The sequence below is a fragment of the Saccharothrix sp. 6-C genome (genome assembly GCF_016695385.1).
Classification (GTDB): domain Bacteria; phylum Actinomycetota; class Actinomycetes; order Mycobacteriales; family Pseudonocardiaceae; genus Actinosynnema; species Actinosynnema texasense.
The window spans coordinates 212,014-235,826 of the sequence record NZ_CP064192.1 but is presented as its reverse complement, the minus strand read 5'-3'; the positions used below and the strand labels follow the sequence as shown (position 1 = coordinate 235,826).

General features: G+C 74.3%; 21 protein-coding genes. 9 read left to right on the top strand and 12 right to left on the bottom strand.

All coding sequences use genetic code 11. The annotated features are described in order from the left end of the window. Positions 1 to 25 precede the first annotated feature (25 nt). Both IOD16_RS01135 and IOD16_RS01130 read right to left on the bottom strand, forming a co-directional pair. Positions 26 to 1,312 carry a sensor histidine kinase gene (locus IOD16_RS01135; RefSeq protein ID WP_123744087.1) on the bottom strand — a complete coding sequence of 429 codons (1,287 nt, stop codon included), beginning with the start codon at positions 1,310 to 1,312 and terminating at the stop codon, positions 26 to 28. Beyond that, the gene (locus IOD16_RS01130; RefSeq protein WP_201438556.1) at positions 1,309 to 2,031 is read right to left on the bottom strand and encodes a response regulator transcription factor; all 723 of its coding nucleotides are present in this window, start codon (positions 2,029 to 2,031) and stop codon (positions 1,309 to 1,311) included. The genes IOD16_RS01135 and IOD16_RS01130 overlap by 4 nt, the downstream gene beginning before the upstream one ends. Positions 2,032 to 2,179: 148 nt before the next feature. Between IOD16_RS01130 and IOD16_RS01125 the strand changes: the two genes are divergently transcribed. From IOD16_RS01125 to IOD16_RS01110, 4 genes are read left to right on the top strand one after another with little or no spacing between them, the layout of a single operon-like run. Further along, positions 2,180 to 3,346, top strand: coding sequence for a LolA family protein (locus IOD16_RS01125; protein WP_201438555.1), 1,167 nt, complete (start codon positions 2,180 to 2,182; stop codon positions 3,344 to 3,346). Further along, positions 3,343 to 4,383 (top strand): ABC transporter ATP-binding protein, encoded by a 1,041-nt coding sequence (locus IOD16_RS01120; RefSeq protein ID WP_201438554.1) that lies wholly within the window; start codon positions 3,343 to 3,345, stop codon positions 4,381 to 4,383. The genes IOD16_RS01125 and IOD16_RS01120 overlap by 4 nt, the downstream gene beginning before the upstream one ends. After that, positions 4,380 to 5,213, top strand: coding sequence for an ABC transporter permease (locus IOD16_RS01115; protein WP_123744091.1), 834 nt, complete (start codon positions 4,380 to 4,382; stop codon positions 5,211 to 5,213). The genes IOD16_RS01120 and IOD16_RS01115 overlap by 4 nt, the downstream gene beginning before the upstream one ends. Positions 5,214 to 5,217: 4 nt before the next feature. Continuing rightward, the gene (locus tag IOD16_RS01110; protein WP_236594672.1) at positions 5,218 to 5,718 is read left to right on the top strand and encodes a GNAT family N-acetyltransferase; all 501 of its coding nucleotides are present in this window, start codon (positions 5,218 to 5,220) and stop codon (positions 5,716 to 5,718) included. On the opposite strand, the gene IOD16_RS01105 is transcribed toward IOD16_RS01110, so the two are convergent. Genes IOD16_RS01105 through IOD16_RS01095 form a run of 3 tightly spaced genes read right to left on the bottom strand, consistent with a single transcriptional unit; the run spans position 5,708 to position 9,314 of the window. After that, positions 5,708 to 6,679 carry an ABC transporter ATP-binding protein gene (locus IOD16_RS01105; RefSeq protein WP_201438553.1) on the bottom strand — a complete coding sequence of 324 codons (972 nt, stop codon included), beginning with the start codon at positions 6,677 to 6,679 and terminating at the stop codon, positions 5,708 to 5,710. The two genes, IOD16_RS01110 and IOD16_RS01105, sit on opposite strands and share 11 nt — an antisense overlap. Continuing rightward, complete coding sequence (locus IOD16_RS01100) at positions 6,679 to 8,259, bottom strand: ABC transporter permease (protein ID WP_442978108.1); 1,581 nt, start codon at positions 8,257 to 8,259, stop codon at positions 6,679 to 6,681. Before IOD16_RS01100 ends, IOD16_RS01105 begins: the two co-directional genes overlap by 1 nt. 20 nt (positions 8,260 to 8,279) lie before the next feature. Continuing rightward, complete coding sequence (locus IOD16_RS01095; RefSeq protein WP_201441133.1) at positions 8,280 to 9,314, bottom strand: thiamine ABC transporter substrate-binding protein; 1,035 nt, start codon at positions 9,312 to 9,314, stop codon at positions 8,280 to 8,282. A 137-nt stretch (positions 9,315 to 9,451) separates the two neighbouring features. Between IOD16_RS01095 and IOD16_RS01090 the strand changes: the two genes are divergently transcribed. Further along, positions 9,452 to 9,745, top strand: a complete 294-nt coding sequence (locus IOD16_RS01090; RefSeq protein WP_201438551.1) for a 4a-hydroxytetrahydrobiopterin dehydratase — start codon at positions 9,452 to 9,454, stop codon at positions 9,743 to 9,745. On the opposite strand, the gene IOD16_RS01085 is transcribed toward IOD16_RS01090, so the two are convergent. From IOD16_RS01085 to ychF, 4 genes are all read right to left on the bottom strand, one after another. Further along, on the bottom strand, positions 9,701 to 10,912 hold the full coding sequence (locus tag IOD16_RS01085; protein ID WP_201438550.1) for a mannosyltransferase: 1,212 nt from the start codon (positions 10,910 to 10,912) through the stop codon (positions 9,701 to 9,703). The two genes, IOD16_RS01090 and IOD16_RS01085, sit on opposite strands and share 45 nt — an antisense overlap. 355 nt (positions 10,913 to 11,267) lie before the next feature. Then, on the bottom strand, positions 11,268 to 11,522 hold the full coding sequence (locus tag IOD16_RS01080) for a Txe/YoeB family addiction module toxin (protein ID WP_201438549.1): 255 nt from the start codon (positions 11,520 to 11,522) through the stop codon (positions 11,268 to 11,270). Beyond that, positions 11,519 to 11,800, bottom strand: a complete 282-nt coding sequence (locus IOD16_RS01075) for a type II toxin-antitoxin system Phd/YefM family antitoxin (protein WP_201438548.1) — start codon at positions 11,798 to 11,800, stop codon at positions 11,519 to 11,521. Before IOD16_RS01075 ends, IOD16_RS01080 begins: the two co-directional genes overlap by 4 nt. Before the next feature lie 69 nt (positions 11,801 to 11,869). Continuing rightward, a complete protein-coding gene (gene ychF, locus IOD16_RS01070) occupies positions 11,870 to 12,949 on the bottom strand; it encodes a redox-regulated ATPase YchF (RefSeq protein WP_123744098.1) in 1,080 nt (359 codons plus the stop codon). A gap of 80 nt (positions 12,950 to 13,029) precedes the next feature. Here ychF and IOD16_RS01065 point away from each other — a divergent pair, with 80 nt between their 5' ends. Next, entirely contained in the window at positions 13,030 to 14,298 is a 1,269-nt protein-coding gene (locus IOD16_RS01065; protein ID WP_201438547.1) for an AlkA N-terminal domain-containing protein, read from the top strand. After that, positions 14,295 to 14,792, top strand: a complete 498-nt coding sequence (locus IOD16_RS01060; protein WP_236594671.1) for a methylated-DNA--[protein]-cysteine S-methyltransferase — start codon at positions 14,295 to 14,297, stop codon at positions 14,790 to 14,792. The genes IOD16_RS01065 and IOD16_RS01060 overlap by 4 nt, the downstream gene beginning before the upstream one ends. Before the next feature lie 4 nt (positions 14,793 to 14,796). On the opposite strand, the gene IOD16_RS01055 is transcribed toward IOD16_RS01060, so the two are convergent. After that, positions 14,797 to 15,606: a DUF6542 domain-containing protein gene (locus tag IOD16_RS01055; RefSeq protein ID WP_236594670.1), complete on the bottom strand. Its 810-nt coding sequence runs from the start codon at positions 15,604 to 15,606 to the stop codon at positions 14,797 to 14,799. 37 nt (positions 15,607 to 15,643) lie between these two features. Then, positions 15,644 to 16,582: a DNA recombination protein RmuC gene (locus IOD16_RS01050; RefSeq protein ID WP_201438546.1), complete on the bottom strand. Its 939-nt coding sequence runs from the start codon at positions 16,580 to 16,582 to the stop codon at positions 15,644 to 15,646. 97 nt (positions 16,583 to 16,679) lie between these two features. Here IOD16_RS01050 and IOD16_RS01045 point away from each other — a divergent pair, with 97 nt between their 5' ends. Together IOD16_RS01045 and IOD16_RS01040 are read left to right on the top strand one after the other, a co-directional pair. After that, positions 16,680 to 17,822, top strand: coding sequence for an exonuclease SbcCD subunit D (locus IOD16_RS01045; protein ID WP_201438545.1), 1,143 nt, complete (start codon positions 16,680 to 16,682; stop codon positions 17,820 to 17,822). After that, a complete protein-coding gene (locus IOD16_RS01040) occupies positions 17,819 to 20,698 on the top strand; it encodes an AAA family ATPase (RefSeq protein WP_201438544.1) in 2,880 nt (959 codons plus the stop codon). The genes IOD16_RS01045 and IOD16_RS01040 overlap by 4 nt, the downstream gene beginning before the upstream one ends. 48 nt (positions 20,699 to 20,746) lie before the next feature. Here IOD16_RS01040 and IOD16_RS01035 read toward each other — a convergent pair whose 3' ends face one another. Next, entirely contained in the window at positions 20,747 to 23,626 is a 2,880-nt protein-coding gene (locus IOD16_RS01035) for an AfsR/SARP family transcriptional regulator (protein ID WP_201438543.1), read from the bottom strand. Positions 23,627 to 23,813 lie beyond the last annotated feature (187 nt).

Below are 23,813 nucleotides of genomic sequence, written 5' to 3'. Positions count from 1 at the left end.
GTCGCCCATCCTGTCAGAGGCGCGGTCACCGGTAGAGCGGCCAGCGCACCTCCAGCCGGGCGCCGCCCTCCGGCGACTCGCCCGCCCGGATCGTCCCCCGCCGCCGCCGCACGAGGTGCGCGACGAGCGCGAGGCCCAGCCCGAACCCGCCGGTGGCCCGTCCCCGGTCCGACTCGACCCGGTAGAAGCGGTCGAACACCTTCTCCCGGTGCTCTTCGGGGATGCCGTGCCCGTCGTCGTCCACGAGCAGCCGCACCTCGCGCGCGGCCGGCAGCACGGAGATCCGGATGAACGTCCGGGCGTACCGGGCGGCGTTGCGCAGCAGGTTGTCCAGCACCAGCTCGACCTCGGCGCCCGCGGCGGAGATCAGGCACGCGCTCATGGGCGCGGCCAGCTGCACCAGCAGCTCCGTCTCCCCCAGCCGGTCGACGGCGGCCTGCGCCTGCAGCACGAGGTCGACGGGTTCGGCGCGCGGCAGTTCGCCGGTGTCGGCGCGCGCCAGGATCAGCAGCGCGTCCACCAGGGCGGACAGCCGCACGGATTCCTCGACCACCGATTCGAGCACTTCGATGGAGAAGTCCGGGTCGGGGTGCGCCACCGCCACCTCGGCCTGCGCCCGCACGGACGTCACGGGCGAGCGCAGTTCGTGCGCGGCGTCGCCGGTGAACCGGCGCAGCCGTTCGGTGGCTTCGTCGCGTCGGGCCAGCAGGGCGTTCAGCGCCTCCGCCAGGGCTTGCAGCTCGTCCCGCGCGGCCGGCACGGGCAGGCGTTGCCCGCGCGGCAGTTCCGCCGCGGCCACCCGCATCCGCTCCACGGGGCGCAGCGACGACCGCACGGCCAGCCACGTGGCGATCCCGACGAGGCCCGCGACCAGCACGGCGGCCACCGCGAGCCACCGGGTGCCGAGCTGGTTCGCCTCGCGGTAGCCGACGAGCGTGTCGCCGGCGACGTGCAGCCGGGGTGTGCCGTCCGCGGCGAACTGGACCCGGCCGACCCACCGGTGCGCGCTGGGGCCGTCGATCCGCAGCACGGGTTCGCCGGACTTGAGCGCGCGGATCTCGGCCGCGGTCAGGTCGGGCTTCGGCCCGCCGTCCAGGGGGTTGCCGGCGGTGTCGAGCACGCGGGCGTCCTCCGCCTTGGACAGCTCCCGGTCCACTGCGTTGACCTGCACGAACCCGATCAGCTGGGGTGCCAGGAGGGTGAACGCGAGCAGGCACAGCAGGGCCACTCCGGTCGCCACGACGGTGATCCGGAACCGCAGGGTGCGCCGCAGCCACCAGCGGCGCGGCGGCCACCACCGGCGCGGGCTCACCTGCGCCTGGTCCCCGCCGAACCCAGCGCCGCGTCGAGGTCGGGCGTGGACGCCAGGTAGCCGTGGCCGCGCACGGTGCGCACGACCTCGCCCGCGCCCATCGCGTCGAGCTTGCGCCGCAGGTAGCCGACGTACACCTCGACCGCGTTGCGGGTGGCGGCCTGCTCGTCGCCCCACACGGTGCGCAGCAGCTCGTCCTTCGTCACGACCGAGCCGGCCCGGCTGGCCAGCACGTCGAGCACGGCGTACTCGCGCGGCGACAGCGAGACCGGCTCGCCGGCCCAGCTCACCTCGCGCAGGGCGCGGTCCACCACCAGCTCGCCGAGCTTGAGCCGGCGCCGCGCCAGGTCGGTGGAGTTGCGCCGGAGCAACGCCCGGACCTGCGCCACGAGCACCACGAACGAGAACGGCTTGACCAGGTAGCCGTCGGCGCCGAGGTCGAGCCCGTCGGCCTGGTCGACCTCGCCGTCCTTGGCGGACACCATCAGCACGGGCGTGCGCACCCCTTCGGCGCGCATCCGCTGCAACACCCGGTAGCCCGACAGGCCGGGCAGCATGATGTCCAGCAGCACCACGTCGAACGCGCCGGTCAACGCCACGCGCAGGGCGTTGGGGCCGTCGGCGGCGGTCACCACTTCCATGCCCTCCGCGGACAGCCCGCGTTCCAACGCGCGGCGCACGCCGATCTCGTCGTCCACAACCAGCACCCGTGGTCTCACGTCCCCAGCATGCCCCGTGAGGAGGACAATCGGGGCAGGAGTCTCAGTGCGCTCTCAGCGTCCGGACCGCTCTCAGCCCGGTCTCAGGGCTCGCGGAGGAGTGTCTGGGTTGTCGGGTCGCAAGGGGCTGCCCGGCAGAGGAGGGGACATGAACCGGAGAAAGGTGACCGTCGTGGCGGCGGCGGTGGGCGTGGTCGCCGGCGCGGCCGGGCTGGGGCTGCTCGCGATGCCCGCCGGCGCCGGTCCCGCGCCGGTGCTGCCGGACGTGAGCGCCGAGGCGCTGGTCGAGTCCGTGCTGCAGGCGAAGCCGGCCGCGTTCGGCGGCACCGTGGACGTGGACAACGACCTGGGCATCCCGGCCATCGCGGGCGTGCCGCAGGCCTCGGACGGCGCCAGCAACCTGCGGATCTGGACCGACGGGCAGGGCAAGCTGCGGGTGCAGCTGCCCGGCGGCGACTCCGAGCGCACGTTCGTCGACGACGGGCAGACGGCGTGGCTGTGGAACTCGGCCGAGCAGACCGTCGGCAAGATGCCGCACGGGTCGTTCGAGCGGACCAAGCCGGGGCTCGGCGTCGGGCAGGGCGAGCCGGACGGGCAGCAGGCCCTGCCGACGGACCCGGTGACGTTGTCGCGCCAGGTGGTCGCGGCGATCCAGGAGTACAGCGACGTCACCGTCGACGGCACCGCGCGGGTGGCGAACCGGCCGGTGTACGAGCTGGTGCTGACGCCGAAGCCGACCGAGAAGACGGTGCTGCGCGAGGTGCGCGTCGCGGTCGACTCGGAGCTGCGGATGCCGCTGCGCGTGGCCGTGCTGACCAACGGCACGGACGCGCCCGCCGTGCAGGTCGGGTTCTCCGAGCTGACCGTCGGCCCGCAGGACGCGTCGCTGTTCGCGTTCACCCCGCCCGCCGGGGCGAAGGTGACCGAGCCGAACGCCGACGAGCCGTCGGCCGAGGACAAGGCCGCCGCCGAGCAGGCGTTCACCGAGGCGAACCCGCAGGTCATCGGCGAGGGCTGGGACACCGTGCTGGCCGCGCGCGTGCCGGCAGGCGCCTTGGCCGGGCTGGCGGACCGGCAGGGCGAGCAGGGCCGGCAGGGTGAGCGCCCGGGGCGTTGGCAGGAGGACGGCCGGGACGCGGACGTCGACGTGCAGGGCCTGCTCAAGCAGCTGGGCAAGCAGGTCAGCGGCGACTGGGGCTCGGGCACGCTCATCACCACGCGGGTCGGTGGCGTGCTGATCGCCGACGACGGCCGGGTGGCCGCGGGCGCGGTGCCGGAGCAGGTGCTCGTGGACGCGATCGGCCAGGTCAAGTGACCACCTCGACCAGCGCGCGGGTGGAGCCGGTGAGCACCGGCTCCACCCCGGTCCTCGCGGCCCGGACGCGGGGGCTGCGCAAGGTGTACGGGCGCACGGTCGCGGTGGACAGGGTGGACCTCGACGTGCCGCAGGGGGCGGTGCTCGGGATGCTCGGCCCCAACGGGTCGGGCAAGACCACCACGATCCGCATGCTGCTCGGACTGGTGCGGCCGACCGAGGGCGAGGTCGAGCTGCTGGGCAAGGCGTTGCCCGACGGCGTCGCCCAGGCGTTGCCGCACGTGGGCGCGCTGGTCGAGGGTCCGGGGTTCCACCCGTTCCTGTCGGGTCGGGAGAACCTGCGGCGGGCGGCGGCCTTCGAGCCGCTGCTCGCCTCGGGCGACATCAGGCAGGCCGTCGAGGACGCGCTGGAGCGGGTCGGCCTCGGCGCCGCCGCGCACCGGCGCTACCGGGGGTACTCGCTGGGCATGAAGCAGCGGCTGGGGCTGGCCTCGGCGCTGCTGGTGAAGCGGAAGCTGATCGTGCTGGACGAGCCGACCAACGGCCTGGACCCGGCGGGCACCCGCGAGGTGCGCAAGGTGATCGCGGACCTGCACGAGGCGGGCAGCACGGTCGTCGTGTCGTCGCACCTGCTCAGCGAGATCGAGGCGACGTGCACGCACGTGGCCGTGCTGCACCGGGGAACCGTGGTGGCGCAAGGGGAACTGGCCGAGCTGCTGCACGCGGACAGCAGTTCGCTGCTGGTCGTCACGCCGGACGTGGACGACGCGCTGAACGCGTTGCGCGCCGGTCGGATCTCGGCGCGCCCGATCTCCGCCGGCGGAGCCGGCGATGAGGCCACCGAGGGGGTGCGGGTCGAGCTGATGGGCACGACCGCGCCCGTGGTGGTGCGGACGCTGGTGGACGCCGGGGTCGAGGTGCACGAGGCGCGTCGCCACCGCACCGGTCTGGAGGACCTGTTCGCCCGGCTCACCGAGGCCGAGGAGTCCGAGCACAACCTGTCCGCCGTGGACACGATCGAGGAGGGGGCCCGATGAGCGCGCTGGTCGCCACGCGCGCTCCGCTGGGCAGGCAACTGCGCTCGGAGCTGCGCTGGATCGTGCGCCGGCCGCGGACGGTGATCGGGCTGGCGTCGCTGTGCCTGGTGCCGGTCCTGGCCGGGATCGGGCTGTGGTTCGCGGTGGACGGCGACGGTCCCGCCGGGCCGGGTCTGGCCGCCATCATCGCGGGCAACGGGCTGGTGCTGCCGGTGTTCACGCTGTTCTTGGCGCTGCCGCTGCTGCTGCCGCTGGTCGGCGCGATCTGGGCGGCCGACGGGTTGGCGGGCGAGGCGCAGCACGGCACGTTGCGCGGGCTGATGATCTCGCCGGTGGGCCGGCTGCGGCTGCTGGGGATCAAGGCGTTCGGCGTGGCCACGATGACGTTGGTCGCGGTGACGCTGATCGCGTTCGTCGGCGCGATCACCGGCGTGGTGCTGTTCGGCGGCGAGGGGATGCTCACGCTGTCGGGGTCCACGCTGTCGTTCGGCGCGGCGCTCGGGCGGATCGCGTTGACGATCCTGCTGGTCACCGTGCAGGTGTGGGGTGTGGCGGCGATCGCGATGGCGATCTCGGCGTGCACCGAGCACCCGTTGGTGGTGATGGCGGCGACGATGGCCGGTGTGATCGTGTTCGCGGTGCTGGGCGTCTTCAGCGCGTTGGACTGGCTGCACCCGTACCTCATCACGTCCGCGTGGGAGGGCTTGACCGACGTGATGCGCGACCCGTTGCCGACCGAGGGGTTGTGGCGGAGCACGGCGTTGGCGGGGTGCTACGTCCTGATCGGCCTGTCGCTGGCGGCGATGCGGTTGGCGACCAAGGACAATTAGCCCGGTGGAGACCGAGCGGTTGGTGTTGCGCGAGTTCGTCGAGTCCGATGTGGACGCCGTGGTGCGGTTGCTCGGCGAGCCGCGGGTGATGCGGTACGTCGAAGACGGCAAGCCGGTGCCGCGGGCCGACGTGGAGCGGGTCGTGCTGCCGAGGCTGCTCGGCGGCGGCTGGTGGGCCGCGCACCTGAAGGAGTCGGGGGACTTCATCGGGTGGTTCGAGCTGAGCCCGGTGGACAGGGGTGTGGCCGAGCTGGGGTACCGGCTGCACCCCGACCACTGGGGGCGCGGCTACGCGACCGAGGGCGCGGCGGCGCTGGTGGAGCACGGGCGTGCGGCCGGGTTGACGCGGATCGTGGCGTACGCGATGACGGTGAACACCGGGTCGCGGCGGGTGCTGGAGAAGGTCGGGCTGCGGCACGTGCGGACGTTCCACGAGGACTGGCCCGAGCACATCGAGGGCGCCGAACACGGGGACGTGGAGTACGTGCTCGACCTCAGCCGATGACGGCGACCCCGTCGAGGTCCACGGACAGGGTGACGCGGTCGCCCGGCGACGGTGGTGCGGCGACCGGGGCGACCGCCTCGAAGTCCTCGCCCTCCAGCCGCACGAGCAGGCGCACGTGGTCGCGGCGGTGGACGCGTTCCAGGACCTCTGCCCCGATCGGGCCGGCCGGGTCGACGCGCAGGGCCGTGGCCCGCAGGCCGACCCGCGCGGCCACGCCCACCAGGCGCTCGGCGTCCTCGGGCGGGAGGACCTTGCCGCAGCCCAGGAACCGCGCGGTCTCGACGTCGGCGGGGCGCCGCCACACCGAGGACGGCTCGCCGACCTGCACGATCCGGCCCGCCCGCATCACCGCCACGCGGTCGGCCAGGGTGAACGCCTCGTCGTGGTCGTGCGTCACCACCAGCGCGGTCGCGCCCGTCTCCCGCAGCAGGCGCGCCAGGTCCACCGCCAACTGCTCCCGCAACGCCCGGTCCAGCGCGGAGAGCGGCTCGTCCAGCAGCAGCAGCTTGGGTCGCGGCGCGAGGGCACGGGCCAGGGCCACCCGCTGCTGCTCGCCGCCGGACAGCTCGGTCACCCGGCGATCGGCGTAACCCGACAGGCCGACCAGGTCCAGCAGGGCGGCCACCCGCTTCTCCCGCGCCTCCCGCTCCACCCGGCGCATCCGCAGCCCGAACGCCACGTTGCCCGCCACGTCCCGGTGCGGGAACAGCTGGCCGTCCTGGAACACCAACCCGAAACCCCGCCGGTGCACGGGCGTGCCCGCCAGGTCGACGCCGTCCCACGACACGGTCCCGGCGGCCGGCGGCTCCAACCCGGCCACCGCCCGCAGCAACGTCGACTTGCCGCACCCGGACGGCCCGAGCAGCGCCACCACCTCGCCGTCCCCGATGGCCAGGTCCACCTCCGACACCGCGGTCACCGGCCCGTAGGCCACGCTCACCCCGTCGACCCGCAACGACATCAGAACTCCCCGCCGCTCGGCACCCGCAACCGCTCGATCACCAGCACGGCCGCCGTGGTCACCACCATCAGCAACGCGCACGCCGCGTAAGCCATCTGGCTGTTCAGCTCGCCCGGCCGCGACATCAGCCGCGCGATCACCACCGGCAGCGTCGGCGCGTCCGGCCGGGCCAGGAAGCTCGTCGCGCCGAACTCGCCCAACGCCACCACGAACCCGAACCCGGCCGCCGCCAGCAGCGACCGCGACGCCAGCGGGAGGTCCACCTCGCGCCACACCCGCCACGGGCTCGCGCCCAACGTCGCCGCCGCCTGCCTCAGCCGCTCGTCGACCGCGCGCAGCACCGGCAGCACGATCCGCACGATCAACGGCGTCACCACCAGCGCCTGCGCCAACGGCACCAGCAGCGGTGACGTGCGGAAGTCGCCGGGCAGCGCGTCCATGGTGACCAGGTAGCCGAAGCCGAGCGTCACGGCCGACACGCCCAGCGGCAGCATCAGCGCGGTGTCCAGGGTCTCCGCGAACCACGACCCGTGCCGCCGCAACCCCACGAGCACGACCGCGGACGTCACGCCGACCAGCAGCGCCACCAGCGTGGCGTCGGTGGCCGTGCGCACCGAGTTCAGCGCCGCGTCCAGCCCGGACACCGCCAACGTGCCGCGCTCCCCCGTGCCCGCCAGCGCCGCGTACCCGGCGAAGCTCCAGCCGTCGTCCGCGGCCAGCGACCTGGCGATCAGCCCCACCACCGGCACCAGCAGCGCCGCCACCACCAGCCACGCCGCGACGACCACGCCCCACTCGCCGCCGGTGGGCCGGCGGGGCGGCTCGACCCGCAGCGACAGGGACTTCTCGCGCTTGCGCCGGGCCAGGGCGCCGACCACCAGCACCGCGATCACGGCGACGAACTGGACCAACGACAGCGCGGCGGCGCCCGACAGGTCGAACAGCTCCACCGTGCGCAGGTAGATCTCGGTCTCCAGCGTGCGGTGACGCGCGCCGCCGAGCACCAGCACCACGCCGAAGCTGGTGGCGCAGAACAGGAACACCACCGACGCCGCCGACCCGATCGCGGGCGCCAACGACGGCAGCACGACGGAGGTGAACGCCCGTGAGCGCGACGCGCCCAGGGCCCGTGCCGCGTCCTCGGCCCGCCGGTCGACCCGCGCCCACAGGCCGCCGACCGTGCGGGCGACCACGGCGACGTTGAAGAACGCGTTGGCCAGCACGATCGGCAGCACGCCACCGTCGGGCCACAGCGCCCGGAACGCGAGCCCCACCACCACGGTCGGCAGCACGAACGGCACCATGACCGCCGCGCGGACCAGCCCGGCGCCCCGCACCCGGCACCGGGCCAGCAGGAACGCCACCGGCAGTCCCGCGACCAGCGCCAGCGCCGTCGCCGCGGCGGCCTGGCCGAGGGTGAACCCGACCAGGTCCCACGTGTCGGCGCGGGCCAGGACCGGCAGCACGCCACCCTCGCCCAGGCCGAGCCCGACGATCGCCAGCACCGGCCACGCGAAGAACACGCCCAGGAACGCCAGGGGCAGGAGCGCGGCGAGCGCCCAGGCCGACCGCGGGCTCAGGCGGGTGGTCGGGCGTGGGCTCAGCCTTGGACCAGCGTGCGCCACTGCTGCACCCACTGCTCGCGGTTCGCGTCGACCTCGGCGGCGGGCAGCGACCGTGCGGAGGCGGGCAGCGGCGCGGCCTTCGTCCACGCCTCCGGCAGGGTGACGCCCTCGCGTGACGGGTAGACGTACATCTGGCCCGGCACGTCGGCCTGCACCTGCTCGCCGAGCAGGAAGTCCACGACCTTCTCGGCGTCCTCGCGGTTCTTGGCGCCGTTCAGCACGCCCGCGTACTCGACCTGGCGGTAGCAGGTGTCCAGCAGCGCCTTGGTGCGCGGCGTGCCGTCGTCACCGATCTCCGCCGACGGCGACGACGCGTAGGACACCACGACGGGCCGCGGCCCCTTGCCGCTGGAGCCGGAGAAGTCCTGCGTGTAGGCCTCTTCCCACCCGCTGACGACCTTCACGCCGTTGGCCTTGAGCTGACCCCAGTAGTTCGTCCAGTTCCGCTCGCCGAACGTGGCGATGGTGCCGAGCAGGAACGCCAGGCCCGGAGAGGACGTCGCCGGGTCCTCGACCACCAGCATGTCCTTGTACTTCGGGTCGGCCAGGTCGGCGTACTGCTTCGGCTCGCCGATGTCCTTGAACGCCGCGACGTCGATGTTCAGGCACACGTCGCCGACGTCGACGGCGTGCAGCCGGTTCGGCGGGTCGAGCTGGTAGCGCTGCGCGCCCTGCTGCGCCTCGGGGCTCGCGTACTCGGCGAACACCCCCTCCTTCAGGGCGCGGGAGGCGAACGTGGAGTCCACGCCGAAGGCGACGTCGCCGATCGGGGCGTCCTTGGTCAGCACCAGCTTGTTCGTCACCTCACCCGCGTCACCACTGGCCAGAGGCTTGATGGTGATGCCGGTGTCGGCCTTGAACTTCTCCAGCAGCTCCGGGCTGAGGGCGAACGAGTCGTGCGTCACCAGCGTGACGACCCGCTCCCCCGGCGCCGGCGCGTCGGACGTGGTCACCGAACAGGCCGTGAGCAGCGCGAACGCGGTCACGGCGGGCAGCACTCGTCGGAACATCATCTCTCCCTACACCGGCATGACCCGGATCAGGTGTGGACGGTCGAAGGCTCGCGCGCCTTCCTCTCAGCCCGGCGCAGCACCGGACTCCCGTGGCGAACGCGCAGCTTACCCCGCGCGGTGGGACGATCAGGCCCATGGCCGAGCTGCTGACCGACGACCAGGTGACCGCCGCGCTGACTTCGTTGCCTTCGTGGCAGGCGAAGGACGCCGCGCTGGTGCGCACGGTGGAGCTGGAGAGCTTCGCCCGGGCCCTCCAGGTCGTGAACCGGGTGGCCGAGATCGCGGAGAACGACGACCACCACCCCGACATCGACATCCGCTGGCGCACGCTGACCTTCCGCTGCACGACGCACGCCGGCGGCGGGATCACCGCGCTGGACGTGTCACTCGCGGAGGAGATCGACGGGGTGCTCGACCTCTTCACGTGACCGCGCCGCGCGCCGCCGCAGCACCACCGCGACGGTGACCAGGGTGAGCACGCCCACCGCCGGGTAGACCCAGCCCAGCGCCGAGTGGTACCAGGGGCGCGGGATGATCCAGATCGACGGCTGCGCCTTGAGCAGGAACGAGATCAGGTAGCTGCCGATCGCCAGGATCCACGCGACGGCCGTGACGGTGGCCAGCCGGTGCTTCGCCGAGTAGATCAACCACATCAGCGCGGGCACCGCCCACACCCAGTGGTGGCTCCACGAGATCGGCGAGACCAGCAGGCCGAGGAACTGGACGGACACGATCATCGCCAACGCGTCCTCGGCCTTGAGCGACGCGTGCAGCGCGAACCCGGTCAGCACGACCGCGACCGCGACCGCGCCGAGGAAGATCGGTCCGGTCCCGACGTCGTACCCGACCGTGCGGGACAGCGCGCCGCGCAGCGACTGGTTGATCGCCGAGCCGACCGGGCCGACCCGGGACGCGTCGCCGAGCAGGTGGAACCAGTACTCGTCCGACAGGCGCGGCGAGATCAGGTAGCCGAGCCCGACCGTGCCGAAGAACGCCACGACCGACCACGCGGCGGCCCGGTAGCGGCGGTTGAGCAGGAAGTACAGGCCGGAGATGGCGGGGGTGAGCTTGAGCCCGGCCGCGATGCCGACGCCCGCGCCCTGCTTCCAGCTCCGGGCGCTGACCATCGTGCCGAGCAGGAGGGCCGCCAGGACCAGGTTGACCTGGCCGTAGTTCAGGGTCGTGCGGACCGGCTCGACCCACACGAACAGACCGGTCCACAGCATCGCCCGGCGCGGGTCGTTGCTGCCGACGAGCTGCAACGACTTGCGGGTGACGAACCACAGGCAGGCCAGGCAGGCGAGCTGCCAGAGCCAGCGGGCCAGGCCCCACGGCACCCACGACAGCGGCACGAAGACGAGCGCCGAGAACGGCGGGTAGGTGAACGGCAGGGCGAACTGGTCGGAGAACTCCTCGAGCCGCCAGTCGTAGAGCAGACCGGTGAACAGCTCGGGTGAGGCGTTCCGGTAGACCATCAGGTCCACCATGGTCATCTTCGCCTGGAACGCGACCATCGCCAGGTGCCCGAGCAGGGACGCGCCCAGGATCCACGGCGCGTAGGCGAGCACCCGCCCTTCAAGTGCACGCAGTCCCACTGCAACTACCTCCACGATCGTGTGAATTACACGACTGTCGGGCCACGAAACCGGGTACCCGGACGTCAAGACGAGTGGGAGATCAACGCAAGGGGAAAAATCGCATGACCACCGACATCGTCGTATTCACCGTCTCTGCCCTGGCCATGCTGGCCACCGCGGGGGGCGTCTTCGCCCTGGCCCGCCACAGCCGCAACCAGGTGCGCTGACGCACGAGCACAGTACCTCGGGGCGGTGCGCTCACCTGAGCGCACCGCCCCGAGCCCTGTGCCGACCCGGTCGCCCGGTGATCACCCGCCGCGGCGGAACTCCAGCGGGTCGCGCGGCGAGGAGTCCTCGGGTCCGGTCCGGCCGGTCAGTAGTGGTACCGAGCGGCGAGCACGATGACCTGGTCGTCGACGACCAGGTAGACGAGGCGGTGTTCGTCATCGATCCGCCTCGACCAAGCGCCGGGCAGGTGGTACTTCAGCGGCTCGGGTTTGCCGATCCCGGTGAACGGATCCCGGAGCGCGTCCTCGATGAGCTTGTTGACCCGGGCGAGCATCTTGCGGTCGTTCTTGAGCCAGGACGTGTAGTCCTCCCAGCCCTGCTCTTCGAAGACGAGCCTCACTCGGCTCCGGCTTTCGCGTCCGCGGCCTCAGAGTCGATCAACTCGCGCGCCGAGAGCCCGACGCCGCCGAGAGCGTTCTCGTAGGCCTTGAGCAGGCGACGCGCGTTGGCGGGCGAGCGCAAGAGGTAAGAGCCTTCACGGAGCGCGGCGTAGTCCTCGGCCGAGACGAGCACGGCATTGCCGTGCTTGGAGACGATCTCGATGGCCTCGTGGTCTTCGTTGACCTGCTTGATCAGCGGGAAGAGAGCCTTGCGGGCCTCACTCGCGGTAATCGACATGATGCAACGCCCCCAGTCCGGAGTGGTACCAGATATCGTACCACCCGGATGGGGTGACCAGGCTCGGGATCAGACGTTGAAGCGGAACTCCACCACGTCGCCGTCGGCCATGACGTAGTCCTTGCCCTCGATGCGGACCTTGCCGGCGGACTTGGCGGCGGCCATGGAGCCGGCTTCCACCAGGTCGGCGAAGGAGACCACCTCGGCCTTGATGAAGCCGCGCTCGAAGTCCGTGTGGATCACGCCGGCCGCCTGCGGCGCGGTCGCGCCCTGCGGGATCGTCCAGGCCCGCGACTCCTTCGGGCCGGCCGTCAGGTAGGTCTGCAGGCCGAGGGTGTGGAAACCGGCCCGGGCCAGCGAGTACAGGCCCGGCTCGTGCTGCCCGATCGACTCCAGCAGCTCGCGCGCGGACTCCTCGTCCAGCTCCAGCAGCTCCGCCTCGACCTTGGCGTCGAGGAACACCGCGTCCGCGGGCGCCACCAGCTCGCGCAGCTCCTTGAGCTTCGCCTCGTCGGTGAGCACGGCCTCGTCGGCGTTGAACACGTACAGGAATGGCTTCGCGGTCAGCAGGCTCAGCTCGCGCAGCAGCGGACCGTCCACTTCGGACTGCGCGGCGAACAGCGTGCGCCCGCCGTCGAGGACCTCGCGCGCCTTCTGCGCCGCCTCCAGCGCGGGACGCCGGTCCTTCTGCGTGCGGGCTTCCTTCTCCAACCTCGGGATCGCCTTCTCCAGCGTCTGGAGGTCGGCGAGGATCAACTCGGTGTTGATCGTCTCGATGTCGGCGGCGGCGTCGACGCGACCGTCGACGTGGATCACGTCGGAGTCGTCGAAGACCCGGATGACCTGGCAGATCGCGTTGGCCTCGCGGATGTTGGCGAGGAACTTGTTCCCCAGCCCCGCCCCTTCGGACGCACCCTTCACGATGCCCGCGATGTCGACGAACGACACCACCGCCGGCACCTCGCGCTCGGAGCCGAAGATCTCCGCCAGCTTCGCCAGGCGGGCATCCGGCAGCGGCACCACGCCGACGTTCGGCTCGATGGTCGCGAACGGGTAGTTCGCCGCCAGCACGTCGTTGCGCGTGAGGGCGTTGAACAGGGTGGACTTGCCGACGTTGGGCAGGCCGACGATACCGAGGGTCAAACTCACGGTGGGTGAGTCTACGCGCCCCCGGCGCCATGTCCGATTCCCGCGAGACCCCACGTCCCGCCGCCGGCAGAGTGGGCCCCATGCTCCTCGACGACGAACGCGCCTACCGGGCCGTCGCCGCCCGCGACGCCCGCTTCGACGGGTGCTTCATCCTCGCGGTGCGCACGACCCGGATCTACTGCCGGCCGTCCTGCCCCGCCGTGACGCCGAAGCGCCGCAACGCGGAGTTCTACCCGACCGCGGCGGCGGCGCAGTCCGCCGGCTACCGGGCGTGCCGGCGGTGCCTGCCGGACGCCGTGCCCGGCTCGCCGGAGTGGAACCTGCGGGCCGACCTGGCCGCCCGGGCCATGCGCCTGATCTCCGACGGCGTGGTGGAGCGGGAGGGCGTGCCGGGGCTCGCCGGGCAGCTGGGCTACTCGGAACGCCACCTGACCCGCGTGCTGAGGGCCGAGCTGGGCGCCGGTCCGCTGGCGCTGGCCCGCGCGCACCGCGCGCACTCGGCGAGGTTGCTGATCGAGACGACCGACCTGTCGTTCACCGACATCGCGTTCGCGGCCGGTTTCGCCAGCGTGCGGCAGTTCAACGACACGATCCGGACGGTGTTCGCGACCACGCCCTCGGCGATGCGCTCGACCCGTGCGGCGTCGGGCGCGGCGGGCCGCATCACGCTGCGCCTGCCGTACCGGCCGCCGTTCGACGCGGAGGGCCTGCTGGCGTACTTCCGGGCGCACGCGATCGCGGGCGTCGAGCACGTGACGGACCGGTGCTACGCGCGGTCGTTGCGCCTGCCGCACGGGCAGGCGACCGTGCGGCTGGAGCCGGCGGCGGGGCACGTGTCGTGCTCGCTGCGGTTGACCGACCTGCGCGACCTGGGCAGCGCGGTGAGCCGGGTGCGGCGGCTGCTGGACCTGGACGCCGACCCGGTGGCCGTGGACGACTTCCTGTCCGCCGACCCGGCGTTGCGGCCCTCGGTCGTCGCCCGGCCGGGCGTGCGGCTGCCGGGCAGCGTCGACGGCGCGGAGACCCTGCTCAGAGCGCTCGGCCACGACGCGCCGGGCGAGCCGCTGGAGCAGCCCGACGGCCCGGTGACGCACCTGTACCCGGCGCCGTCGGCGATCGACTCGCCGGTGGCGCGGGCGTTGGCGGACGGCACGCTGCGGGTCGACGTGGGCCGGGACGCGGACGAGCTGCACGCCGAGCTGTCGGCGTTCCCGGGCATCGGCCCGAAGGTCGCCTCGTACGTGGTGATGCGCGTGCTCGGTGCCCCTGACATCCCTTTGACCAGCGACAACATCGCGTGGCGCCCTTGGCGCTCGTACGCCGCGATGCACTTGAGGAGGACCGCGTGAGCACCGGCCACGTGTCGACCGTCGACACGCCGATCAGCCCTTTCACCACCGTCGTCGCCATGGACGGCGCCGTCCTGGCCAGCGGGTGGACCGCGGACGTGGACGAGCTGCTGCCCCAGGTCTCGCCGTCACTGCGCCCGACGACCCTGGCGCACCGCCGTGACCTCGGCGCGGTGACCAAGGCCGTCCGCGCCTACCACGCCGGCGACCTGGACGCGATCGTCGACGTCCCGGTCCGGCAGCGCGGGGGCGAGTTCATGCAGCAGGCGTGGGAGGCGCTGCGCACCGTCACGGCGGGCAAACCGGTCAGCTACGCCGACTACGCCCTGCTGGCGGGCCGGCCGTCCGCCGTCCGCGCCGCCGCCACCGCGTGCGCCCGCAACGCGGCGACGCTGTTCGTGCCGTGCCACCGGGTGATCCGCACGGGCGGCGCGATCGGCAACTTCCGCTGGGGTCCGGACGTGAAGCGGTGGCTGCTGGCGCACGAGTCCTGACGCGTCAGTCCTCGTCGCGCGGACGGGGGCGGCGCGGGGGGCGGCCGCCTTCGCGGGGCGGGGCGGGGCGGCGGGGGCGGGGGCGCCCGGGGGGGGGGGCCGGGGGGCGGGGGCGCTTGGGGCGGTCCTCGTCGGCCGTCGGGGACTGGCGGCGGCGGTCGGCGGGCGCGTCGGCGGAGCGGTCGGCCCGGGGGCGCTTCTTCGGGCGCTCGTCCGGGTCGGGCTGCTCGGCGCGGGCGGGACGGTCGGCGCGGTCCGCGCGGTCCTGGCGGTCGGCGCGGTCCGAGCGGCGCGGTTTGTCCGGCTTGCGCTTGGCCTCGCGGATCTCGTCCTTGGTCAGCCGGTTCGGGTCCTTCTGGGTGCTCACCCGCACGATGCCGATGATCACCGTGCACGCGGTGGTGATCGCCATCGCCGGGAACCCGTCGATCAACGGCTTGCCCAGCGCCAGGCCCATCGCCGCCAGCCCGCCGCTGGGCATGCCCTGCGTCACGACCACCAGGATGGGCACCACGATCGCCAGCACCAGCGGCGGCTGGACGATCGGGCCGAACATCGAGCGCCGCTCGACGAACACCACCGCCCCGACGCAGCCCACGAAGAACGTGACGGCGAACACCCAGCCCACGGTCTTCGCGGCCGAGTTCACGTCGACGAACGTGCCGACGATGGCCACCACGAAGGCGATGAGCACGGCCGCCCACCAGGGCAGGCCCCGGAAGCTGCCGAACATGGCGCGGTCGTTCCAGCGGACGGCGGCGAACTCGTCGTCCTCCGGCTCGCTGCGCGAGTCGTCACGCATTGCAGCGGTCACGCACACTCCTCGTTCGGCTCAGTCCCGGCACACTCTATTACGCCTCCCGGGCGTCCAAGGGTGCACCGAGGCCGGCCTCGTCCGTCCGCCTCACCAGCGGCAGGGGTGTGACGTCGGACGACGCGTTGCTCAGCGGCTCCACGGCGGCCCGGAAACCCTCCAGCGCGTCCAGCTCGCGCCGCCGCGCCGACAGGAACCGCTGCAGGTGCGTGCTCGACAGGTTCACCGCGTCGATGGCGCCGTCCGCCGCCCGGTGCGCCCGCGACGCCGCCGCCCTGACCTGCTCGACGTCGTCGGCCAGCGCGCGGTCGGTCACCGCGAACATCGCCGCCGACGCGATCACCGCGAACCCGGTCGGCCCGCACAGGAACACCCGCCGGTCGAGCAGCCAGCGCAGCAGCTCCGGGTCGGTGTCCAGGGCCGCGACCACCGCGCCGTCGTTCGGCACGAACATGATCGTCCCGTAGATGGCGTCGGCCCACCGCTGGTAGCCCTTGCCCGCCAGCTCCGCGGCCCGCGACCGGATGTTGCGCACGTGCACCCGCAGCGCGTCGACGCGCTCGGCCGCGTTGTCGGTCTCCACCGCCTCCGCCCAGGTCGCCATGCTCATCTTCGCGTCGACGGGCACCCGCCGCCCGCCGCCGACGTTGAGCACCAGGTCCGGTCGCACCGAACCGCCGCCCGCCACGTCCACCTGCAGGTCGAAGTGGATGCCCTCGCGCAGGCCGAGCACCCGCGCCGTCTCCACCAGCACCTTCTCGCCGAGCTCGCCGCGACCGCTGACCGAGGAGAACGCCACCTCGTAGCGCTGCAGCGCCGCCCACTGCGCGTCGCCGCGTTCCCGTTCGGCCTGCACCGCGGCCAGCGCGGCGTCGGTGCGCCGCACGCTGTCCTGGTAGAGCCGCCAGAGGAACACCAGCGCGCCCGCGAGCAGGAGCGCCACGACCACCGCCGCCGTGCTGAGGACCGCTGTCATGCCCTGATCATCGCGCACAGGTGTCCGACCACACGTTCGAGCGACACGCCGAGCGGGTTGGCCGATCGAACGGCCGAACGGCCCTACCGTGACCGCCGTGAAGATCCTGCACACGTCCGACTGGCACGTGGGGCGCACCTTCCACGGCCGTGACCTGCTGCAAGAGCAGGAGTCGGTGCTCGGCGGCCTCGCCGACACCGTGTCGGACGAGCGGGTGGACGCGGTCGTGGTGGCGGGAGACCTGTTCGACCGGGCGGTGCCGAACGCGGAAGCCGTCGCGGTGTGCTCCCGGGTGCTCAAGCGCATCCGCGAGGCCGGCGCGAAGATCGTGATCACGCCCGGCAACCACGACTCGGCGGCCCGGCTGGGCTTCCTGGGCGCGTTCGCCGAGGCGGGCGGCCTGCACCTGCGCACGCGCGTGGCCGAGCTGCACGACCCGGTGCTGTTCGCCGACGAGCACGGCCCGGTCGCGGTGTACGGGATCCCGTTCCTGGAGCCGGAGACGGCGCGGCACGCGCTCGGCGTGGAGGCCAAGGGCCACGGCGGCGTGCTCACCGAGGCGATGCGGCTGGTCAAGCAGGACCTGGCGGCCCGCGGGAACACGCGGTCGGTCGTGCTCGCGCACGCGTTCGTCACCGGCGGCGAGCCGTGCGAGTCGGAGCGCACCATCGCGGTGGGCGGGGTGCAGGACGTGTCGGGCGCGGTGTTCGCCGGGGTCGACTACGTGGCGCTGGGCCACCTGCACGGGCAGCAGACGCTGGCGGAGCACCTGCGGTACTCGGGCAGCCCGGTGGCGTACTCGTTCTCCGAGGCGCGGCACCGCAAGTCGGTGTGGCTGGTCGAGCTGGACGCGGGCGGGCTCGCCGGGGCGCGGCGGCACTCGCTGCCGGTGCCCCGCGCGCTGTCGACGCTGAGCGGCGCGCTCGAGGACCTGCTGCTGGACCCGGCGCACGAGCCGGTGGAGGACCACTTCCTGTCCGTCACGTTGACCGACCGGGTGCGGCCGCTGGACGCGTTGCGCCGGCTGCAGAAGCGGTTCCCGCACGCGGTGCACGTGGAGTGGCGGCCGGAGGGCGGGCGGACCGGTGAGCTGCGGTTCGCCGAACGGGTGCGCGGGCGCGACGACGAGGAGATCGCCTGCTGCTTCGTCGAGGACGTGCGCGGCGAGCAGCCGAACCCGCGGGAACTCGACCTGCTGCGCGAGGCGTTCGCCGCGGCGGCCCGGGAGGACGAGGCGTGAAGCTGCACCGGTTGGCGGTGAGCGGGTTCGGCCCGTACGCGGTGCGCGAGGAGGTCGACTTCGACCTGCTGGGCGCGGACGGCCTGTTCCTCCTGCACGGCGACACGGGCGCGGGCAAGACGACGTTGCTCGACGCGGTGGCGTTCGCGCTGTTCGGCAAGGTGCCCGGCGCGCGCGGCGACGTGAAGCGCCTGCGCTGCGACTACGCCGACCGCGACACGCCCACGTACGTGGAGCTGGAGCTGACCGTGCGCGGCCGGCGGTTCCGGATCAAGCGCAGCCCCGAGTACGAGCGGCCGAAGAAGCGCGGCGACGGCGCGACCCGCCAGCAGGCGCAGGTGTCGTTGACGTGGGTCGGCGGGTGGACCGGCGAGGGGCACAGCCGCATCGACGACGTGGCCCGCGAGGTCGAGGGCCTGCTCGGGATGACCGCCGAGCAGTTCTTCCAGGTGGTGCTGCTGCCGCAGGGCGAGTTCGCCCGGTTCCTGCGCGCGGAGACCGCCGAGCGGGAGAAGCTGCTGGAGAAGCTGTTCGGCACGGAGCGGTTCCTGGACGTGGAGAAGTGGTTCCGGGAACGCCGCGCGGAGCGCAGGCGCGAGGTCGAGCGGCTCGGCCGGGTGCGCCACGACCTGGCGCTGCGGGTCGCCGAGGTCGCGCTGGAGGAGCCGCCGGCGGGCGGCGGCGACCAGGAGTGGCTCAGCTCCCTGCTCAAGCGGCTGGACGAGGACGAGCGCGACGCCGAGCAGGTCTCGGCCGAGGCGTCCGACCGGCGCGCCCTCGCCGAGCGGGACTGGCAGGAGGCGCGGGCGCGGCAGGAACGGGTCCGGCGGGTGCGGGACGCGCGCCGCCACCTCGACCGGTACGCCGAGGTCGAGCCGAGCCTGCGGGCGTGGGTCGCCGAACGCGACGCGGCCCGGCAGGCGGCGGTCGTCGTGCCCGCCCAGGAACGCGCGGTGAAGCTGGCCCGCGAGCTCGACGCCGCCGTCGCCCAGGAGCGGGCGGCGGCCACCGCCGTGTCCGCGCTGGGCTACGAGGGCGTGGATCTCCGCGGTGACGGCGAGCGCTTCCGCGAGGAGGCGGGCGGCCTGACCGGGCTGGCCGCCGAAGCCGAACGGCAGCGCGCGGACCAGCGGCGGATCGCGCAGCTGGACCGCGACGTCGCCACCACGTCCCAGGGGCTGGCCACGCTGGTCGCGCAGCTGGACGAGGTGCCGCACCGGCTGTCCGCCGCGAGGAGCGCGGTCGAGGAGTCGGCCGAGGCCGCCGCCCGGCTGCCGCAGGTGGCGGGACTGGCCGGCGCCGCGGCGGAGCTGCCGCGCGTCGAGCGGGCGTTCCGGGAGGCGGACGAGGCCCGGCGGGACGCGGTGGACGCGCAGCAGGCGGCCCGGGAGAAGCTGCTGCGGATCCGCCGGGACCGGCTGGACGGCATGGCGGTCGAGCTGGCCGGGCAGCTGCGCGCGGGCCACGGGTGCCCGGTGTGCGGTTCGGCCGAGCACCCGTCGCCGGCGCGGCCGGTGCCGGACGCGGTGACGGCCCTGGACGAGGACCGCGCCGCCGACGAGGACCAGCGGGCCCTGGACCGGCGTCAGCGGGCCGAGCGGGAGTCGCACCGGCTGGGCGAGCGGCTGGCGCTGCTGCGCGAGCAGTTGGGCGACCGGCCGCCGGCCGAGCTGGACCGCGAGCACCGGTCCGTCGCCGCGCGGGCCGAGCAGCTGGAGAGCAGGCAGGCCGCGCTGGCGGAGCTGGAGGCCGAGGTGCGCCGCGCGCTCGACCGGCGCGGCGCGCTGGAGCGCGAGCTGGCCGAGGCGGGCGCGCAGCGGGCGCAGCTGGTCGAGGCCGTCGAGGAGCGGGGCGCGCGGCTGGAGGAGGCGCGCGGCGACTTCCCGGACGTGGTGACCCGGCGGGCGCACCTCGGCGACCTGGCGGACGCGGTGACCGGGCTGGCCGCGCGCCGCGCCGCCGTGGCCGAGCACGAGGAGCGGCTGGCCGACCAGCGGCTGGAGGTGGCGCGGCTGGCGTCGCTGGCCGGGTTCGCCGACGTGGCCGACGCCCTGGCCGCGGCCCGCCCGGCTTCCGCCGTCGCCGAGCTGGAGACCCGGATCCGCGAGGTCGAGAACACCCGGACGGCGGCCGAGAGCACGCTGGCCGAGCTGCCCGACACCGACCCGGACACCGAGGTCGACGTGGCGGGCGCGGAGGAGCGGTTCCGGGTGGCGGGCGACGGCGCGACCGAGGCCGCCACCGCGTTGACCAACGCCCGCACCAGGGCCGCCCGCGCCGCCGACCTGGCCGGGCAGCTCCGCGACGCGTGGCTGCGGCTGGAGCCGGTGGAGGCGGAGTTCGCCGAGCTGGACGCGCTGACCGACGTGATCAACGGGTCGGGGCAGAACACGAAGAGCATGACCCTGCGCACCTATGTGCTGGCCGCCCGGCTGGAGGAGGTCGCGGTGGCCGCCGGCGCCCGGCTGGAGCGGATGAGCCAGGGCCGCTACCGGTTCGTGCACTCGGTCGAGGCCGGTCCGCGGGGCACGAGGGGCGGGCTGGGCCTCGACGTCATGGACGACTACTCGGGGCAGCAGCGGCCGGCGAAGACGCTGTCCGGCGGCGAGTCGTTCCTGGCGTCGCTGTCCCTGGCCCTCGGCCTGGCCGACGTGGTCGCGGCGGGCGCCGTGCTGGACACGCTGTTCATCGACGAGGGTTTCGGCACGCTCGACGCCGAGACGCTGGAGCTGGTGATGACGACGCTGGACGAGCTGCGCGCCGGCGGCCGGGTCGTCGGCCTCGTCTCGCACGTGGAGGAGCTGCGGCAGCGCATCCCGACCCGGCTGCGCGTCCGCAAGGCCCGGGAGGGTTCCTCGCTGGAGCTGACGGCCTGACCCCGCGGAGACCCCCGGACCTCGGCGGCCGCTGACGGCGCCCGTGCGTCACCCCGGCGCTCGACTCCCACCGTCGACCGGACGCGCGCCGGGCGCCCGGCGCGTGGCGAGCAGCCGGTGCCGGCGGGCGTCCTCCGGTCTGCCCCAGGCCGCGTAGGCGCGGGCCAGACCGTCGTGGGCGCGGGCCTCCTCGTGCCGGTCGCCGGTGCGGCGGGTCAGCGCCAACGCCTCGTGGTGGTGGTCCACCGCGCGGCCCGGGTCGCCCTCGGCGGTCGCCAGTTCGCCCAGGGTGTCGAGCACCTCGGCCTCCAGGTCGCGGTTGCCGGTCGCCCGCGCGCCCGCGAGCGCCTCGTCCAGGTGCTTCCCGGCGACCTCCCAGCGGCCCAGCCGGAGGTGGACCAGCCCCAGGTTCGCCTGGAGGTGGTCCACCAGCGCGTGGTCGTTGTCGACGTCCGGCACGGCCGCCAGGGCCCGCTCCACGTGCCGCAGCGCCTCCTCGTAGCGCCCCGACGCCTCGTGCACCAGCGCCAGGCTGCACAGCACGCCCGCCTCGCCGCGCCGGTTGCCGATGGCCCTGGCGATGGCCAGCGCCTCCTGGAAGCTCCGCTGCGACTCGTCGTGGCGTCCGAGGCGGCGCAGCACGACACCCAGGTTCTTCAGCGCCCGGCCGGTGAAGCTCACGTCACCGGTCTCCCGCCCGACCGCGACGGCCCGCTCGTGGTGGCGCAACGCCTCCTCGTAGCGGCCCAGCCGCTCGCACGCCACGCCGAGGCCGGTGAGCGCGGCCCCTTCGGCGACGCGGTCCGCCCGCCGCCGGCCGGCCACCAGGGCGTGGGTGTGCAGGGCGAGGGACTCGTCGTGATGGCCGCGGACGTGGAAGTAGCGCCACAGCGTGGCGGTCAGCTCCTCCGCGTGCCCGGCGTCGCCGTGCCGGGCCGCGTGCTCGGCGACCGCGAGGAGGTTCGCCCGCTCGGCCTCCAGCCACGCCACCGCGTCGGCACGGGTGGTCGGGTCGGTCGGCGCCGGCGCGGACCGCCGCCCGGCGGGGTCGGCGGGGTCCGCGGGGTCGAACAGGCCCATCGCGACCGCCGCCACGCGCACGTAGTGGTCGGCCAGGGCGTGCAGCGCGGCGGCCCGCCCGTCGGCGGCGTCGACCTCGGCGGCGAGGCCGCGGGCGTAGGCGCGCAGCAGGTCGTGCATCTGGAACCGGCCGTCGGCGGTGGTCTCCACGAGGTGCGACCGGACCAGGACGTCGACGTGCCGCCGGGCCGCGGCCTCGTCGGAGCCGGTCAGCGCGGCGACGGCGGCGAGACCGAGTTCGTGGCACGGGTGCGCGCCCAGCAGCCGGAACACCCGGGCGACCGCCGGGGAGAGCTGCCGGTAGGACCACGAGAACGCCGACCGCAGCGCCGCGTGGGGGTCGGCGTCGTCGTCGAGCCGGTCCAGCCGGTCCTGCTCGCGGGTCAGCTCGCCGACGAGGTCGGCCAGCGACGCGGAGGGCCGGCCGGTGGCCAGCTCGGCGGCCAGGCGCAGGGCCAGCGGCAGCCGGGCGCACAGCTCCGCCAGGACGCCCGCCGCGCGCGGGTCCGCCGCCGCGCGGTCGCCGATCAGCGCGCGCAGCAGGTCGCGGGCCTCGTCGGCGGGCAGCAGGTCGAGGCGCAGCCGGGTCGCGCCGTCCTTCGCGACCAGCCCGCGCAGCGAGTCGCGGCTGGTCACCAGCACCAGGCAGCCCGGCGACCCGGGCAGCAGCGGCCGGACCTGGGCGGCCGTGCGGGCGTTGTCGAGCACCACGAGCACCCGACGGCCCGCCAGCAGGGACCGGAACGCGGCGGACCGCTCGTCCAGGTCGCGCGGGATGTCCCGGGAGTCGACGCCCAACGCGCGCAGGAAGCCCGACAGCGCGTCACCGGGGCCGACCGGCAGGTCCGGGTCGTACCCGCGCAGGTCGACGTAGAGCTGCCCGTCGGGGAACCGGTCGCGCGCGCGGTGCGCCCAGTGCACGGCCAGGGCGGTCTTGCCGACGCCGCCGGTGCCGGTGATCACCGCGACCGGCGAGGGCTGCCGGTCGTCGGTCCGCGAGAGCAGGCCGTCGAGCCGCCGCACGTGCTCGGCACGGCCGGTGAACCCGACGACGGCGGCGGGGACCTGGGCGGGGCCGGTCCACCCGGACGGGGCCGGCTCCCGGTCGACGGCCAGGTTCGGGTCCTGGTTGAGGATGTCCAGGTGCAGCCGGCGCAGCTCCTCGCCCGGCCGCAGGCCCAGCTCCCGGTCGAGCAGCACGCGGCCCTCGTCGTAGACGTCCAGCGCCTCCGCCTGGCGGCCCGCCCGGTACAGCGCGGTCATCAGCGCGCCCCGCAACCGCTCCCGGAACGGGTGCCGCGCGACCAGGCCGGCCAGCGCGACCGCCGCCTCCTCGTGCGACCCCAGGGCGGACGACGCCGCCGCGTGCCCTTCCAGCGCGGTCAGCCGGCGTTCGACCAGCCTGGCCCGCACGCTGTCGGCGTCGGGGCCCGCCAGGTCGCGGAACGGGTCGCCGCGCCACAGCCCCAGCGCCTCGGCGAACGCCGCCTCCGCCTGCCGGTGCAGGCCCGCGTCCCCGTGCCGCCGTCCCGCCCGGACCAGCGCCTCGAACCGGTGCGCGTCGAGCTCGCCCTCCGCCACCCGGACCCGGTAGCCGGCCCGACCGCCGTCGATCCGCTCGCCGCCGAGCAGCCCGCGCAGCTTCCACACGTAGGTCTTGGTGTTCTTCTCCGCCGAGGGCGGCGCGCCCTCCGGCCAGAGGGCCTCGACCAGCCGCTCGACGCTCACCCACTCGCCGGCGTGCAGCAGCAGCGTGGCCAGCAGCACCCGCGGCTTCCGGGCGTCGACGGGAACGCGCACCCCGTCGGACCGCACGACGTCAACCGCGCCCAGGACCCGGAACAGCACTCGGCACACTCCCCAGCGCCGCGGCCGTCCCCACGACCGAGGCGGCTCCGAACGTAGCGCACCGGCGGGCCCCCGGCCGTGGACCGCCGGTGTACCGCCGCTGTACCGGCGTGCGCCAGGCTCGACCACACGGGTCGCCGGCTGTGACCTTCATTGGGGGAGGGCCACAGCCACGACTCCCCCGCGC